The sequence below is a fragment of the Nocardia sp. NPDC004654 genome (assembly GCF_040609595.1).
Taxonomy (GTDB): domain Bacteria; phylum Actinomycetota; class Actinomycetes; order Mycobacteriales; family Mycobacteriaceae; genus Nocardia.
In genome coordinates, this window is record NZ_JBEXKI010000007.1 from 210,606 (window position 1) to 226,552 (window position 15,947).

The 15,947-nt window shown below is 68.4% G+C and carries 16 protein-coding genes; 6 read left to right on the forward strand and 10 right to left on the reverse strand.

The features are described from left to right. Positions 1-83 precede the first annotated feature (83 nt). The 3 genes from ABZV58_RS24155 to ABZV58_RS24165 form a co-directional block, all read right to left on the reverse strand. Positions 84-734 (reverse strand): hypothetical protein, encoded by a 651-nt coding sequence (locus ABZV58_RS24155; RefSeq protein ID WP_355002415.1) that lies wholly within the window; start codon positions 732-734, stop codon positions 84-86. A gap of 244 nt (positions 735-978) precedes the next feature. Next, positions 979-1,542: an ester cyclase gene (locus ABZV58_RS24160; RefSeq protein ID WP_355002416.1), complete on the reverse strand. Its 564-nt coding sequence runs from the start codon at positions 1,540-1,542 to the stop codon at positions 979-981. A 10-nt stretch (positions 1,543-1,552) separates the two neighbouring features. Next, positions 1,553-2,656 carry a hypothetical protein gene (locus ABZV58_RS24165; RefSeq protein WP_355002417.1) on the reverse strand — a complete coding sequence of 368 codons (1,104 nt, stop codon included), beginning with the start codon at positions 2,654-2,656 and terminating at the stop codon, positions 1,553-1,555. Positions 2,657-2,751: 95 nt separating this feature from the next. Here ABZV58_RS24165 and ABZV58_RS24170 point away from each other — a divergent pair, with 95 nt between their 5' ends. Next, positions 2,752-3,438 carry a TetR family transcriptional regulator gene (locus ABZV58_RS24170; protein WP_355002418.1) on the forward strand — a complete coding sequence of 229 codons (687 nt, stop codon included), beginning with the start codon at positions 2,752-2,754 and terminating at the stop codon, positions 3,436-3,438. A 19-nt stretch (positions 3,439-3,457) separates the two neighbouring features. Here ABZV58_RS24170 and ABZV58_RS24175 read toward each other — a convergent pair whose 3' ends face one another. Both ABZV58_RS24175 and ABZV58_RS24180 read right to left on the reverse strand, forming a co-directional pair. Further along, a complete protein-coding gene (locus ABZV58_RS24175) occupies positions 3,458-4,399 on the reverse strand; it encodes an acyl-ACP desaturase (protein WP_355002419.1) in 942 nt (313 codons plus the stop codon). Positions 4,400-4,490: 91 nt separating this feature from the next. Further along, positions 4,491-6,194, reverse strand: coding sequence for an ABC-F family ATP-binding cassette domain-containing protein (locus ABZV58_RS24180; protein ID WP_355002420.1), 1,704 nt, complete (start codon positions 6,192-6,194; stop codon positions 4,491-4,493). Between the two features lie 490 nt (positions 6,195-6,684). On the opposite strand from ABZV58_RS24180, the gene ABZV58_RS24185 reads away from it, so the two are divergent. From ABZV58_RS24185 to ABZV58_RS24205, 5 genes are all read left to right on the forward strand, one after another. After that, a complete protein-coding gene (locus ABZV58_RS24185) occupies positions 6,685-7,446 on the forward strand; it encodes a hypothetical protein (protein WP_355002421.1) in 762 nt (253 codons plus the stop codon). A gap of 131 nt (positions 7,447-7,577) precedes the next feature. After that, positions 7,578-8,093, forward strand: coding sequence for a peptide-methionine (S)-S-oxide reductase MsrA (gene msrA / locus ABZV58_RS24190; RefSeq protein WP_355002422.1), 516 nt, complete (start codon positions 7,578-7,580; stop codon positions 8,091-8,093). Positions 8,094-8,625: 532 nt separating this feature from the next. Next, positions 8,626-9,306 carry a DUF6745 domain-containing protein gene (locus ABZV58_RS24195; RefSeq protein WP_355002423.1) on the forward strand — a complete coding sequence of 227 codons (681 nt, stop codon included), beginning with the start codon at positions 8,626-8,628 and terminating at the stop codon, positions 9,304-9,306. A gap of 10 nt (positions 9,307-9,316) precedes the next feature. Beyond that, positions 9,317-9,721, forward strand: a complete 405-nt coding sequence (locus ABZV58_RS24200) for a hypothetical protein (RefSeq protein ID WP_355002424.1) — start codon at positions 9,317-9,319, stop codon at positions 9,719-9,721. Positions 9,722-9,838: 117 nt separating this feature from the next. Continuing rightward, a complete protein-coding gene (locus ABZV58_RS24205; RefSeq protein WP_355002425.1) occupies positions 9,839-10,480 on the forward strand; it encodes an NAD(P)H-binding protein in 642 nt (213 codons plus the stop codon). A gap of 115 nt (positions 10,481-10,595) precedes the next feature. Here ABZV58_RS24205 and ABZV58_RS24210 read toward each other — a convergent pair whose 3' ends face one another. The 5 genes from ABZV58_RS24210 to ABZV58_RS24230 form a co-directional block, all read right to left on the reverse strand. Then, complete coding sequence (locus ABZV58_RS24210) at positions 10,596-10,901, reverse strand: hypothetical protein (RefSeq protein WP_355002426.1); 306 nt, start codon at positions 10,899-10,901, stop codon at positions 10,596-10,598. 109 nt (positions 10,902-11,010) lie between these two features. After that, positions 11,011-11,400, reverse strand: coding sequence for a hypothetical protein (locus ABZV58_RS24215; RefSeq protein ID WP_355002427.1), 390 nt, complete (start codon positions 11,398-11,400; stop codon positions 11,011-11,013). A 112-nt stretch (positions 11,401-11,512) separates the two neighbouring features. Continuing rightward, positions 11,513-12,400 (reverse strand): universal stress protein, encoded by an 888-nt coding sequence (locus ABZV58_RS24220; protein WP_355002428.1) that lies wholly within the window; start codon positions 12,398-12,400, stop codon positions 11,513-11,515. A 123-nt stretch (positions 12,401-12,523) separates the two neighbouring features. Beyond that, on the reverse strand, positions 12,524-14,650 hold the full coding sequence (locus tag ABZV58_RS24225) for an MMPL family transporter (protein WP_355002429.1): 2,127 nt from the start codon (positions 14,648-14,650) through the stop codon (positions 12,524-12,526). A 96-nt stretch (positions 14,651-14,746) separates the two neighbouring features. After that, positions 14,747-15,940, reverse strand: a complete 1,194-nt coding sequence (locus tag ABZV58_RS24230; RefSeq protein ID WP_355002430.1) for a peptide synthetase — start codon at positions 15,938-15,940, stop codon at positions 14,747-14,749. Between the last annotated feature and the right edge of the window lie 7 nt (positions 15,941-15,947).

Here is a 15,947-nt window from a genome sequence, read left to right on the forward strand (position 1 = left end):
CTGGTCAGCGAGCTCGACTCGCCGCAGCTGTAGCAGTCCGCTTCGAGCCGGTCCCCCGGGGGAGTGATCGCTATCGAGGCCTATTATCCGCTTTGCGGCCGCAGCCGTCGGCCTTTGGGAGTGAAGGAGAAGGTGGCGGGGAAGGAGCCTGTGCCGTAACGGATCGCCAAGAGGAGCGGCTCCGGGTACTTGCGCGGCCAGTGTTGTTCCGCACCTTCGTCTACACCATTCCAGAGATGGCAGACCACCATCGGATCGGCGGCGTCGGCAGTCGCGTAGGCGAGTGTCTTGCCGTATAACCGATTCGAACTACCGAACAGAACGCTCGGCTCGCCGAAGGTGTCGATGACGTCGCTGTAGCTGCGGTCCTGGCCGGTGAACGATGCTATGGCTTCGCGAATTTCGACGTACTCGTCGGCTGTCAAGATGCGATCCAGCCGAAGCCACCCTCTGTTCCGTGCGGCCTCCGCGTACATCGATGCCAGCGCGTGCGCGAGATCGTTGCCTGGAAGGTGGCGTTGCAGAGCACCTTTGGGGCCAGTGGGTGTGAAGGCGTTGCGCTCGCGCCAGGACTCCCACAGATCCGCCCGGCCGCGATCCTCGTCCTCGAGGAAGAACAGGTGATCGAAGGTCGTCCAGAGCGCGGGCTCACCGCCGTACATTTGGGGCCGCCGCAGCATCATGTTGACCTGGTCGATGAGATAGGCGTGCATCCGATCGCCCGAGCGAACCATCGTTCCCTGTACTCCTTCGCGCGCCACACGGCGAACGTCTGCAAGCCGTAGACGTGCAACCGAAGCATGTGCGGGGTGCGAACAACAAGTCCGACTTCGCCTCCGACGCATTGGTGGATCGCGAACACGGGGGTTGCGATGGCGAACACTCAAACCCGATGGCGTTTTCGATCGAGACGGGCCGAGGCGAGTTGGTGTATCTGCTGCGCGAGAGCCCGTAACGATCGTCCGTGAAGCGTGGCGGTCAGTCGCCGAGGTCGGGCGGGGTGGTGGTCAGCAGGCGCGGGTCGGGTTCGGATCCGGCGGTGGCGAGCGCTCCGGCGACGGCTCGGCCGAGCTTCAAAAGCCCACGGGGGCTGCGTTTGTCGATTGCGCCGAGCAGCTGTTTCAGGATGGTGAGCTGGTCGAAGTAGATCCGCTCGGTGACGAGGTTCTCGTGTTCGTCGAAGACGAAGTACGCCGTCATTCTGGTGCGGTGCTTGGAGCCGGTCGGCGGGATCTTGCCGAGCGGTCCGAGATGTGTTCCGAGGAGCCAGAATTCGACGACGACCGCGTCGTGGCTGTGACGGAAGGCGATGATCTCGTGGTCCTGGTCGGGGAAGGCGACGCGGGTGTCGCGGTAGTAGTCGCGCACCTCACCGTCGCCGTCGTGGACGAGCATCTGCGCGATCAGCTCGTAGTGCGGGTGCGGGAACGTCGACAAGGTCGCGTCCCAGTCCTGGCGGACTTCGTCGTGGAAATGATCGAGGACGAGTTTCTCGCGGGCCCGCAACACATCTTCGGGCGGCAGTTCGAATCGTGATGGCACAGAGTCCTCCTCAAAGGCTCGAGTCGTGGGTGATGCGGCCGTGGCTGAAGGTCGGCCGGGTGCCGGGATTGGTCCACGCGCCGGTCAGCTCGCTGGACGGGAAGAACTGCAGGAACCGTGAGTCGGCCTGGCTGCGGTCGGCCAGCGTCTTCTCTAGGACGATCGAGTTGTACTGATCGGCGGTGGTCTCGATCGTGTTCGCGTTGAGCACGACTTCCTGCTGCCACCGCTGCGCCCAGCCCGCCACACCCGGTAGCCGCGAGTGCTCCGGGGTGAGCGCCTCGGCCGCGATCACGTTCTCGCTGCTGACCCAGATCCCGGTCGAGGTGTTGACCACCAGACTCTGGTTGCCGAACACGTGGCCGGGCGTCTTGACGACGGCGACGCCGGGGCCGAGCACGATCGACCCTTCGATGGGCAGGAACGCCTCAGCGGGGACGTCGCGGTAGGCGGCGGGCTGATACCACGGTTTTTGCAGCGGATGCAGTTCGGCCATCGCGGCGAGCTCGTCGCGCTGCACGATCACCTTCGCGTTCGGGAAGATCGCCCGGGGCGTGCCGCCGAGATCGTCCTGATGCGCGGTCGCGCCGATCCAGCGACGCAGGTCTTGGGTGTGCAAGTGGTCGAACATCAGGTAGTCGACCTCGTCCGGCTCGATCCCCAACCGCTCCAGATGCGCGAGCACCGTGCCGTGCTCGCGGACGACCTGTCGTTCGAGGACACGCGGCGTCCGCTGCGACAGGTTGTCGAAATACGGTGTGTACCTGCCGAGTTCGAAGTCCGAAGGCTCGAACAGCAGCGTTCGGCGCCGACCGTCGGAGTCGTGCCAGCGAATCACCAACATTCGGTTGGTGATCGACAGAAACGGCGCGATCGCCAACGAGGCCCGGAACAAGCCGAACCGCGTCGGATACGGCAGCGTCACCAGATCGCAGGTGGTGACGCTGTCCGGTGTGCCGGTGCTCGGGAACTCACGGCGGAACGACCGTGCCCGTTCACGGGCGAGGCGCAACCGGGCGCCGGGGGTCTCGTCGGCCTTCGCGATATCGATGAACGTGTCGATGCGGTCCCCGACGGTCGGAAGGTCGGCGATGTCACCCCACGGAAAACGCATTCTGAACTCCAAAATCCACGGTGTGGGTTTTACTGCTGCCGCGAATTTATACCCACGATGTGGATTAATGCAAGAGGGTGCGGAACAATGACGCCATGACCCAAGCCCCCACCGCCCGCCGCGGACGACCGCCCAAAGGCGCCAGTCAGCTCACCCGAGCGGCGATCGTCGAAGCGACCCTCGAAGTCATCGACGCGGAGGGCGTCGGCGCGGTAGGCATGCGGGCCGTCGCCCGGGTACTCGGCGTCGACCCGAAAAGCCTGTACAACCACGTCGACGGCAAGGACGGACTGCTCGACGCGGTTGCCGAGCACCAGTTGGGTTCGATCGCGCTGCCTGCGCGCGAGGGCGACCTCCGCGGCGATCTACGCGCCATCGCCGACGCGTTTCGCGATCGCGCGCTACTGCACCCGGAAGCCGCCGCCCTGGTTCTGACCCGACAGCTCGCCTCGTTCGAGGGTTTGGCGCCGATCCAATCCGTTCTGGCGATACTGCGCGCCGCGGGCTGCCACCCCGAGGAAGCCGTCCACATGCTGCGGACCGTGCTCGCCGCGCTCATCGGAACCCTGCTTCGCGAAGTGAACGCGGGTCCGACCTACGGCACCGACGACGCGGCGGGCATCGCCGCGCGCCGGGCCGCACTCGAGCAGTCGGGACTCCCGGCCGTCGCCGAGGCCGCGCCCTATCTCGCGCGGTTCGACAGCCAGGCGGAGTACGACTACGCGATGGATCTCGCGCTCGACGCGGTCGTCGCCCGGCTGGAAAGGGCGCGGCCGCGCTGACGCGAAATCGTTTGGCGCGCTAACCGACTCGCGCCGCTTCGCGGGCGAGGATGCGCTCGCGTTGTTCTTCGAAACGGACGACGTCGCGGGACAGTTTGTCGAGGTACTCGCCGAGTTCTTCCCGGCTGCGTTCACCGCGTGCGGTGAAGTCGTTGCGGTCGAACACGTCCCAGATGCGCAGGACCGGCAACACGACCTCGTCCTGATGCTGGCGCAGATCGTAGATGCCGTGCTTGACCATCATCACCCCGTTGCGGCGCCAGTTCGGCATGCCGGCGCCCGGCATGGCGAAGTACTTCACGACCATGGTCACCGACTCCATCGCCTGGTCCGGCGCGATGTCGAACGCGGCTTTGGCGATGTTGCGATAGAACATCATGTGCAAGTTCTCGTCTGCCGCGATGCGCTGCAGCATCCGGTCGGCGACGGGGTCGTCGCAGACTCGTCCGGTGGTGCGATGGCTGACCCGGGTGGCCAACTCCTGGAACGTCACGTACGCGATCTGATCGCACACACCGCCGAAGCCCGGCGGCGTGTGCACACCGCGGGTCAGATGCACCATCCGGTCGTTCTCCAAGGCGACGGGATCGACAGCGCGGGTGCAGACCAAGTAGTCGCGCATGGCGATGGCGTGGCGGTTCTCCTCGGCGGTCCAGCGGCCGATCCAGGTGCCCCATGCGCCGTCGCGCGAGAAGTTCTCGGAGATCACGCGGTGGTAGGAGGGCAGATTGTCCTCGGTGAGCAGATTCGTGATCATCGCGATCTTGGCGACCTCCGAGAGCCGTGACTGCGCGGGATCCCAATCCTCGCCGCCCATGGCCGCGAAGTTGCGGCCCTCGTCCCACGGAACGTAGTCGTGCGGACACCATTCCTTGGCCGTCGCCAGATGCCGGTCGATATTGGCCGCGACAACCGGTTCCAATTCCGTCAGAAGTTCGAGTTGCGTCAAGTTCCTTGCCATGCAGCGCCTTTCGATTCGGTGGAAAAACCACGGAACGTACCGCTGATCACGCCTCACTGACTGTGCGGGCCTCGCCGCGCACCCACACACCCTAGACCAGTTCCTCGTCGTCGACGATGTTGGACTCGAGGGGAAGGTGGGGCCAATCCGCGAGGTCGGCGAGCATCTGCCGGTCGTGGGTGGCCACGACGACCGCGGCCGGGGTCTCCGACAGCGCGGCGGTGAGTTCGTCGACGAGGGACCCCGAGAGGTGGTTGGTGGGCTCGTCGCAGAGGAGCACCATCGGGCGGGAGGCGAGCTGCATGGCGAGATGGAGTCTGCGTTGCTGCCCTTGGGACAGTCGGCCCACGGGGGTGCGGTGCGATTGCTTGTCCAGCAGGCCTGTCGAGGTCAGCGGTATCGGTTCGACGTCGTGGTGCAACTCGAGCATGCGGATGTGGCGGTCGTAGAGGTCCTGTGCGGTCAGATCGGGCTCCCATGCCGGAACTTCTTGGCCGACAAGGGCGATTCGGGTGGCGGCATGGTGGTGGGTGCTGCCGGTGGACGGCGTCACTTCACCGGCGAGCACGGCGAGCAGTGTGGATTTGCCCGCGCCGTTGCGACCAGTGACGACGAGCCGTTCGCCCGCATCCAGCGAAAGCGTGACGGGGGAGTCCAATCGTCCTGCCACGGTGATGTCGTCGCAGCGGAGCAGAGGCGTGCCTGGACGGACGGGCAGATCGGGAAACCGCAGTCGCAGGGGCGGTTCGGGCAGCGTGACGGTGTGCGCCTCGAGCTCGGACTGGCGTCGCTTCAGCGCCTGGACCAGACCCGGAGCTCGGGACTGGCGCTGGTGCTTGCCGTGTCCTTTGTCGGGACGCCAACCGGTGCTGAGCCGGTCGCGCGCGCCCGCGACCGCGTCCCGCAGGCGCGCGCGCTCGGCGAGTTGGTCCTCGTACTCCTGTTCCCACCGGTCGCGAGCACGGTGCCGCCCTTCTTGCCAACCCGCGTAACCTCCGGCGAAGAGTTGCGGTCGACCGTCCTTGCTCGGGTCGAGATCGAGGAACTCGTCGGCGACGTCGCGCAACAGCGCGCGGTCGTGACTGATGATCGCCAGCCCGCCGGAGTGGCTACGCAGGCGTTCGGTGAGAAAGTCCAATCCGTCCCGGTCGAGGTGATTCGTCGGCTCGTCCAACAGCAGGATGTCGTGTGGGGCGCCCAGCAAACACGCCAATCGAACTCGATAGCGTTGCCCGACAGACAGCGTCGTCAAGGGGCGCTCTCGGTCCGCGCACGCGCGCAGTGCGGCCAGCGCGATGTCGACTCGGCGTTCGGCATCCCAGGCGTCGAGCCGGGTGGCGGCGTCCAACGCGGCCGCGTAGGCGTCGTCGGCTCCCGGCGCGCTGTCCGCGAGCATGATCGTCGCGGTATCCAGCTCCCGTAATGCCCGCGTGGCCGGTTCGATGGTCTCGGCGACGAGCGCGCCGACAGTCTCCTCCGCGCGACAGGGTATGGCCTGCTGAGCGACACCGATCGTTCCGACTCTGCCGACGGTCCCGCCATCCGGTGGCTGCAGTCCAGCGAGCACGTGCAACAGCGTGGTCTTGCCGCGCCCGTTCTCACCGACGATGGCGAGGCGTGAGCGGGTCGACACCGTGAGGGAGACGTCGGCCAGAACTGGTCGCGACCCGAGGGCCACGTGGACCGAGGTCGCTCGGATGTGTGCGTGCGCACCCGCGGGTAGCGGGTCGGTGGACGAAACGTTCTGGTGATTGGTTGTGGACAGGCCGGATCGGCCCGTGAGGGAAGTAGACACTGGTTCTCCGCGGCTCGAGAGGAAGCCGGGACGGCACGATCACCGCCCGGCACGACTACCCGGACGGCGGCGTCAGAAGATTGTGAGAACTCGGATCGCCGCCGTCAGCGGAGCGACCAAGGCTTCATCATCGCGGTGCCTACATACACGCTCGTGACGATATCCGAGTCGCCCACACGTTGCCAACGAGATTTCGGCCGCCACCACCGCGACACATCGACCGAACCACATCACTGGAGGCTGAACCTCCTCCGGCTCGAGGTTTTCGAGCATGGGAGCTGCAATGTGGCGGCGCGTCGCCGATCTGACGACCGAACGCACCGTGCCGACGTTCTGACCTGGCGTTTAGGGGCGGGTACCTGGCGTCTTTCCGGTGGTATGTCGGCCGGGCCGATTGTGCTGTAACTTACTGGCCGGGAACAGCGTTCACCGCGAGAGCGGTCGACAGTGCTCTCCGAGTGATTCACCTCGAGCAGTGGGAGTATTTGCCGTGGCAGGTCGGCATCGACGGGTACAGAACTCCGGCGCGCGCAACGCCGTCCGACCGATGGTCGGCGCGGGGACGATCGCGCTAGCCGTGGTCTGCGCGGGGACGGCGACCGCGGACCCGACCGGTGCGCCGACCTCGCCGGGAATCACCCAATCCGAGCAGCCGGTGCAACCGGCGGTCGCGCCGGGGACGCCCATCCAGCCCGGTGTCACCACCGAACCGGTCCAGCCGGTCGTGCCGCCCGCGCCGGAGCAGCCGTCTCCAGAACCGCAGGTCGAGCCCGGACTCGACTACGCCGACCCGGTCGAGGAGCCGGAGCCGGTTCCGCAGAGCGCGCCGGAAGCGCCGCAGGAACCACCCGCGCCCGAGGTGGCGCCGCCGCCCACGCTGCGTGTCGGCTCGTTCAGCGCACCGGTTCCGCACGAGGTGCCCGCCGACGTGCTCGCCGGAGTGAACCACGGTGTCGCCGAGTTCGAAGCCCATGTCGCGGCGGCGACGCAGGGCTTCGGCGTCGACGCGCGCCGGGCGGGCAACATCGCGGGCGGCGCGCTGATCGGCGCGGCGATCGCGGGCGTCCCGGCGGCGGTGGTCGGCGGGGTCGGCGGCGGGCTGATCGGCGCCGGCGTCGGAACCATGGCATGCGGGGTGGGAACGGCCGCGGGTGGCGCGGTCGGCGCCGCGGTCGGCGCGGCCGCGCTCGGCATCCCCGCCGCCGCGGTCGGTGGGCTGATCGGCGGCGCGGTGGGTTCGCAACTCGCCTGATCACAAGTGAGCGGCCCCTCGCCACCGCGCGGGTGTGGCGGTTGTCGAGATGGGACTTTTCTCGCAGGGGCGTGGGTTGTACGTGGGGCCGATAATGGCTTTCGGGAAGTACAAGCTGCGAAGGAGGACGCGTGACCGACGCGCGGAAGGCGATTCTGGCCGGCGGATGCTTCTGGGGCATGCAGGATCTGATTCGTAAGCAGCCGGGGGTGCTGTCGACGAGGGTCGGCTACACCGGTGGGCGCAACGATCACCCCACGTACCGGAATCATCCGGGGCACGCGGAGGCCGTGGAGATCGTCTACGACCCGGAGCGGACCGACTATCGGGCGCTGCTGGAGTTCTTCTTCCAGATCCACGATCCGACGACAAAGGATCGGCAGGGCAACGACATCGGCACCAGCTACCGATCGGCCATCTTCTATCTGGACGAGGATCAGAAGCGGACGGCGCTCGAGACCATCCTCGACGTCGACGACTCCGGGCTGTGGCCGGGGAAGGTCGTCACCGAGGTGACCCAGGCCAGCGAGTTCTGGGAGGCCGAGCCGGAGCACCAGGACTATCTGGAGCGCTACCCGGACGGATACACCTGCCACTTCCCGCGTCCGGGGTGGAAGCTGCCGAAGCGGCAGACCACGGCGCAGTAGTAGTCCTGCGTCGAGCCGGGCCGGGTTATGAGCTGGCAAACCCAGGCGGGCACCGAAATATGGTGCCCGCCTGCGTCTTGCAGGGGACCCGACCGTTGCCGAATCGCGGCCGGTCTGTCACCCTTGTCGTCATGATCGTTGGAAAGGACGACACCACCGTCATCCGGTGAGTGTCGACTCGCAGCGGGAAGCTGCCGAAATCCGTCGTCAGTGGCTCGGTCGGATGTTGTCCACCGAACCGGCCGATCGTCCAGCCGCCGAAGCGGCGATATCCGAACTCTACGCATTGGTCGGACTCGACCCACCCCGATTCCGTTGGGTCTCTTCGCCGTTGGTCGCGTTGACGACCGGCGAGCCGGGGCGGTCCGGCCAATTGCAGCAGAATATGGGTGGCCTCGCTCACCCCGTACCGCAGGCCCTTTCGTCACTCGGCTTGGAACAATGGCCGCTTGTCGGTGCGACACATCGATTGTTCGAGATGTGGGTGAGCGCGCCGCTGTGGTCGTCGTGGGGCAGCTGCGTGCAGCCCATCATGAACGCGGCGCATGATCGGCCGTCGAGCCTACTGCTGAATTGGCAGGGCGCGTTTCAGGTCGGCTGGCTACCGGCCTGGTCGGAGTGTCTGGTGGGCAGGCGTGACCGTGTGGGGCGGTTGTGGGAATCCTGGGCCGCGACAGCGGCTGCGTGCGGACCGTGGTGGTGGCCGGACGACGGGGTGTGCGTCGTGTCGGACCCACCCGAGACGCTGCGCACCGAGACCGCGGGCGACCTCGACAGGGTGCGACCGCATTGCGCCGACGGCCCCGCCGTGCGCTACCGCGATGGCTGGGAGCTGTACTTCTGGCACGGCACGCGGATTCCCGAGTGGGTGATCACCGCCCCGACCGCCGCCGCCATCGATCGCGAAACCAACATCGAGGTACGGCGTTGCGCCATCGAGAATCTCGGCTGGCCCGCCTATCTCGAGCAGGCCGGGATGCGGCTGCTGGCCACCGCGCCCGACCCGGGTAACCACGGCTCGGAACTGCTCCTCTACGACCTGCCCCGCAATGAACGCGTCTTGGTCGCGGTGAACGGCTCGGTCGAACGCGACGGTACCCGCCGCCGCTACGGACTGACCGTGCCCGGCCATTTCGACGACCCCATCGCCGCGGCCGCCTGGACCTACGGCCTGAGCCGCGCGCAGTACTCCCAGCTCCTCCATCGCACCTGAGGTGATACTCATGACCAATTCCCTTGCCCTCGAACAGCTCGAGCAGTCTCTGCGCATTCCGATCATCGACGGCATGCACGCCCAAGGCGACCTTCTCGTCATTCCCGCGCGAATGGCGGATGAGGTGACTCTTCGAACCGACGCGAGATGGCGCGACGTTCCGCCGAGCGGAATCGAGGTGCTTCGGGGCGCCGCGGGCGGCAACCCGCACACGCTAGTGGCGGAACACGGCACCTGCCTGTGGACGCCCGCGCTCAATGATCCGACCGGCTTGGCGCTGGGGATGTTCGACGCTCTCGGAGTCGCTTATCTGATGCATCCCGAACACGGAGCCACCGGATCCGCACCGGGGTGCTACGTGATTCGTCGCCAACGCGAGCACGGCAACTACCGGACCCGCCTGGTGGCCGACTGAAAGCTAGCAGGAGCGGCGCGCGCTCACGCGGTGTCGGACATGCCGATTGCGGAATAGTTTAGCGTTGAGATAAATTACTTAGCGCTAAGAGATTCTTGCGACGAGGAGGTTCTGACGATGCGGATCACGGTGTTCGGAGCGGCGGGGGAAGTCGGCCGTCGGGTCGTTGCCGAGGCGCTCGCCCGCGGGCACGAGGTGACGGCGGTGGTGCGCAACCCGGAACGGGCGACGGGCCTACCGGCGGAAGTCGAGGTCCGCGCGGGTGACGCCGCGAAAGTGGACGATGTCGAATCTCTCAGTGCGGGGCAGGATCTGGTCATCACCGCCACCCGGCCCGCGCCCGGCCGGGAAGCCGATCTGCCGGAGACGACGGCGGCGATCCTCGCGGGCGTGGCGCGGACCGGGGTGCGGCTGTTGGTGGTCGGCGGCGCGTCGACGTTGCTCGTTCCCGGCGCCGAGGGGATGACCTTGCACGAGATGCCGGATTTCCCAGCGGAATTGCGCCCGATCGCGCAGGCCTGCGCGGAGCAGCTCGCCGTGTGCCGTGCGGCGCCGACCGCGAACTGGAGCTACCTGAGCCCGCCCGCGGAACTGCTGCCCGGCGAGCGGACCGGTGCCTACCGCCTCGGCGGCGACGAACTGCTCAGCGATCCGGACGGCGTCTCCCGAATCTCCCTGGAGGACTTCGCCGTCGCACTGCTGGACGAGGCGGAGCGCCCAGTGCACGGCGGCGCCAGGTTCACCGTCGCCGCGGCGTGAGAAGTAGTGCCGGGCGTGCGGAGTGGCGCTGCGGCGTGAGAAGTAGTGTCGCGCGGTGGGATCGGTGCCGAGGCCGCGACTACCTCGGCACCGAATTTCCCTGATTCGCCGCGAATCAGTGGTGTCCGGGCGGCGGCAGCGGCTTGCCGTCCGGGCCCAGCGGCGGCGGGCACGGCTTGCCATCGGCGTCGAGCGGCGGGGGCAGCGGCTTACCGTCGGGACCCAGCGGCGGGGGCAGTGGCTTGCCGTCCGCTCCCAGCGGGGGCGGCGGGCAGCCGTAGGCCGGGTGGGACGGGTCGTGGTCATGGTGAGCCGTCGGCGCGAGGTGGGCCAGCGGCTCCGCCGCGACCGGTCCCGCGGTGACCGCGCCGAAGACCGCGAGCGCGGCGGAAACGAGGAGGGTGGCGGTTCGAAGCTTCAATACGTCGTCCTGTCTCGAAATACGTTGTCCGTCATGGCATTGGACGTCGCACATCGAATTCCGTTCCCTCCGGGCCGAATTTGTGACTGGCGTCACGGTCGCGAGACCTCTATCCCGTGATCTCCCGAATCCGGGCGGCGAACTCCGCGTCGGTTCGCTCGAACGTCTCGCGGATGACGCCGAACAACGTTCGGATCTCATCGACAACCGCTACGTACTCGCCGATCGTGTCGTAGGCACTGCCGGGCCCGCCGAAAGCCTTCTCCCGGAACAACTCCACCAACTCGATCGCCGACCAGAGTCGCGGATTGTCCTCGCCGAGCCCCCAGGCGCCGAGTTCACCGAGCGACTGTGCGTCGTGTCGCGCGCCTGTCAGCGCGTCGGCCAGCTCCTGGCAGGCGCGATCCAGGTCGACGAAGACCTGCGGTTCCAGACGCACTTGTAGCGCACCGGTTCTGGCGCCTTCGATGAATGCCCCGAACGGGCTTGCCACGGCCATAGCGGTCGCCCCTTCCACTGATTCCGTCGATGAATGAGACGCACTGGCGCCGGAACCGGTTCCATCGAAACACGAATTCGCCCCGGGGATCGCGGAAAGACGCCGCGGCGGCTCAGTCGGCGTCGTGGGCGATGATCACCGGGCAGTCCGCGGAGAGCATCAGCGACTGGCTGGTCGAGCCGAACAACATGCTGGTGAACCCGCCGCGCCCCCGCGTGCCGACCACCAGCAACTGCGCGTCCTCGGAACGTTCGCGCAGCACGCGTTCCGGCCGATCTTTGACGACCTCCCGGTGGATGCGGACGTCGGGAAAGCGCTCCTGCCAGCCCGCGAGGCTCTCGGCCAGCACGTACTCCATGTCGGCGGCGCTCGCCTCCGGGGCCGATCCGTAGCGTTCGGGCAGCTCGACCCCGGTCCAGACGTGCAGGGCGACGAGGTCCACCTCCCGCGCCGCCGCCTCGGCCAGCGCGATGCCGATCGCGGGCTCGCTCACCTCGGTGCCGTCCACGCCGACGATCACCGGCCGCGCCCGCACCTCCGGCGAGAGCTCGATGCCCTCGCGTACGACCGCGACCGGGCAGTGCGCGCGCCGCGCCAGCACCGAACTGACCGAACCGAGCAGCGCCCGCCGTAAGGTTCCGCGCTCCCTGGTGCCCACGACGACCATGAGGGCGCCTTCGGTGTGCTGCAGCAGGGTCGGTGTGGTCACCGCCTGCACCAGCTCCGTGCCGACCGCGACACCACCGAACTCCGCCGCGGCCTCCCCGGCCTGCTTGGCGGCGGTGTCGAGCAGCGTCCGGCCGTGCTCGGTGAGCAGCGCGTAATCGGTCGCGGTGAGCGGCTCGGTGGCGCCGGGACCGTAGTCGGCCACCACGTCGACGATGTGCAGCAGGTGTAGCGGCGCCCGACGCCGCGCGGCGGTCTGCGCCGCCCAGATCACCGCCGCCGTCGACCCCGCGGAACCGTCCACGCCCACCAAGACCGCCGGTTTCTCCGCCATGACCGTCTCCTCCCGTGTGCCGCGCGTATGCCTGACCTCGAGAAAGCCGCGGTGGACCGAAGTCACTCCCGCGACGATACCGCGCGCGGTGGCAGGTGTTCCGGTGTCGAAGATCGCGCTCGCTCAGGACGACGTGGCCGCGGGCTCCCCGGTCTTCTCCAGCACGGTGGCGACGTGGCGGCGCGGACGCTTCGCGCCCGGCACCCACCAGTTGGCCTCGCCCATCAGCTGCACGAGCGCGGGAACGAGCAGCATCCGCACCAAGGTCGCGTCGATGACGAGGGCGATGATCATGCCCAGGCCGAGGAACCGCATCGGCGTCAGCGGCGAGAGCGTGAACGCGCCGGTGACCAGGACGAGCAGCACGGCGGCCGCCGTGATGACGCGTGCGGTCTTGACCGTCCCGATGCGCACCGCCTCGGCGGTGTCCGCGCCGGCGTTGTGCGCCTCGACCATCCGCGAGAGCAGGAACACCTCGTAGTCGGTGGACAGTCCGAAGACCACCGCGATGATCAGCACCAGCATGCCCGCGGCGATCGGCCCGACGCTGACGCCCAGCGGTCCCGCGAGGTGGCCGTCGGCGAAGATCCAGGTGAGCACGCCGAAAGTCGCGGCGAGACTGAGGAACGCCATACCGACCGCCTTGAGCGGCAACATGATCGATCGGAAGGCGGCGAGCAACAGGCCCATGGTCGCCAGCACCATGGCCAGCACCATCAGCGGCATCCGCGCCACGATGGAGTCGACGCTGTCGCGAGTGGCCGCGGTGTCGCCGCCGACCCGAATCACGGTGTCCGGCGGGGGCTCCAGGGCGCGGATGTCGAGCACCGCGGCCGTGGCGGCCTCGCTGCGGTCGGTGGCGGTCAGGAAGACGTGCAGCACCACGAAATCCTCGGCACGCCCGACCTGCAGCACCGAGCGCACGCCGGGCACCTCGCCGAGCGCGCGCAGCGTCTCGTCGACCGCGGCGGCGTTGGGCACGGAGCCGTCCACCCCGCGCAGCACCGCGGTGACACCGCTGCTCGCGGCGGGGAATTCGGCGGTTAGCCGTTCGACCGTCTCGCGCATCGCGTGGCCTTCGGGCAGGGCCCGGTGATCGATGTCGCCGAGCCGGATGCCGCTGAGCGGCGCGGCCAGCGCGAGCAATACCGCGCCCACCGCGATCGTGACCACACCCGGTCTGCGCAGCACGGCGCCGACGACGCGACCCCAGAACCGTTCGGTGCGTTCGGATGTCCGCGCGCGACCGATGCGGGGACCGAACAAGGCGAGCATCGCGGGCAGCACGGTCAGCGAGAGCGCGGCGGCCAGCGCGACGGCCGCGATGGCGCCGAAACCCAAGGAGCGCAACACCGCCTGCGGGAAGACGAAGGTTCCGGCGAACGCGCAGATCAGCAGAAGCGCGGAGAACGCGACGGTGCGGCCCGCGGTCGCGCAGGTGCGTTCGATCGCTTTCGGCACGTCGCGTCCGTCGGCCATCTCCTCGCGGAACCGGTTGACCAGGAACAGCCCGTAGTCGATCGCCATGCCGAGCCCGAGCAGCGAGGCGATGTTGACCGCGAAGGTGCTCACCTCGGTCACTTCGCTCAGCACCCGGATCGCGCCCATCGCACCGGCGACCGCGAGCATGCCGACCACGACGGGCAGCGAGGCCGCCGCGACCCCGCCGAACACCAGCACCAGCACCAGCAGCGTCACCGGCAGCGAGATCGACTCGGCCACCAGCAGATCTCGCTGCGACTGCGCGGTGATCCCGGTGGACACGGCGCTGTAGCCGGACAGTTCGGTCTCGATGCCGGGAACACGCAGCGCCGCTTCGAGTTTCGGATAGGCGGCGACGCGCTCGGTGTCATCGCCCGCGGTGAACACCACCGCCAGCGCCTGCCGCTCGTCGGGCGAGCGCAGGAAGGTGGTGCGCGGCGGGACGCTGTTCCAGTAGCTTTCGACCGGCCGCGCCAGCAGCGCGGGGTCGATGGCGGCGATCGCCGCGCGCACCCGCGGCCCGATGTCGGCGAGTGTCTGGCCCTCCGGGGCCGTGTAGATCGCCACCACGTCGGGATTCTGCGGGCCGAAGTGCTCGGTGACGAGCCGGTCGACCAGCGCGGACTCGCTGTTCGGGTCGATGAATCCGCCCGCGCTGAGCTGCTCGGCGGCACTCGCACCGAACAACCCGCACAAACCCATGACCACCACCGCGACGCCGAGCACCGTGCGCGGCCGCGCCATCACGAATCTGGCCCACGCGATCATCGCGGACCCGCCCGATGGTCGTCCCCCGGAACGAAAGGATGGGTGTGGCTCATCGGAAACTCCTGTGCCGCAGTGGTTGTGCCGTAGATGCCGGAGTCAGCGCGCCGACGATGCCGCGAGTTCGCGTTCCAAGGTGGCCACGAGGCGATCCAGCAGCGCCTCCAGTCGCTGCTCGACCCCCGCGCCGTTGCGGCACGACACCGTGATCTCCAGCCGCCCCCCGGATTCCACGATGCCGAACAGCAGCGGCATCATCCCGCTGTGCTGCGGCAGCACCCGGACGGACACCGGGGTATAGCCGGGCACCGCCATCTCCGTGAGGTCGAAGACGCCCACGTGGGTCACCGTGGCGGAGACGAGATTCCGGCCGAGGCGGGCGCCGACCCAGTTGCCCGCGCGCATCACCCCGCGCACGACCGCGGACGGGAACGCCGTCAGCCCGCCGTTGTCCATCTGGTTGAGCTCGCGGTTCTCCCGGAGGCCAGCGCGCAACTGGTCGTTCACGGACTTCCAGTCGTCGCCGGGGGCGACGTCGAGGAACAGCGGCAACGCGAGATTGGCGGTGGACCGCAGCGCGGGGTCGTGCCTGCGCAGGTCGACCGGAATCATGAAGCGAGACTTGGCCTGCGCCGCTTCGGCGAGCACCGCCGCCACACGCGCGACGATGCCCTTGCCGGTCGCGTCGATCGTGCGGTGCCGCAGCAACCAGCGTGACGCGCCCGGGTCCTGCTTGCCGCGCCCGGCCGCCGAGGAGAAGAGCGGCAGCAGCAGCGAAGGCTTGCCGGGAGCGCCGATGCGCGCGACCAGTTCCGCGTCCGCGACCGGGTCGGGCGCGCCGAACGGCTCGACGCCGCGCAGCGCGCGGAACACGTCGTCCACCCACATGCGCATGCCCATGCCGTCCATCACGCCGTGGAAGGCGCGAAAGACGATGGTCACCGGATCCGCGGTGAGCAGCAGGACTTCACAGGTGCGGTCGGGCGTCGGACCGATCGGGCTGTTGAGGACGGGGTCGTTCTCCAGCTCGGGGTAGGTCAGGGTGTGGCCGTGGACGACCCGCACGGTGGGCGCGAGGCCCGAGTCCACCCATTCGACGCCGTCGCGGACGAGCCGGGAGCCGGGGATGGCCGCCGCGACGGTGTCGACCGCACGCTGGAGTTCGGCGGGGTCCAGCGTGCCCTGCCCGTGCACCGCCACCTGCATCAGGAACGGCGGAGCGAGCTCCCGCGCGGCGAAGTACAGGCGCTCGGTCGGGGTGATGGGACGACGAAAGGTGGTGTCGCTGCTCATGTTTGCC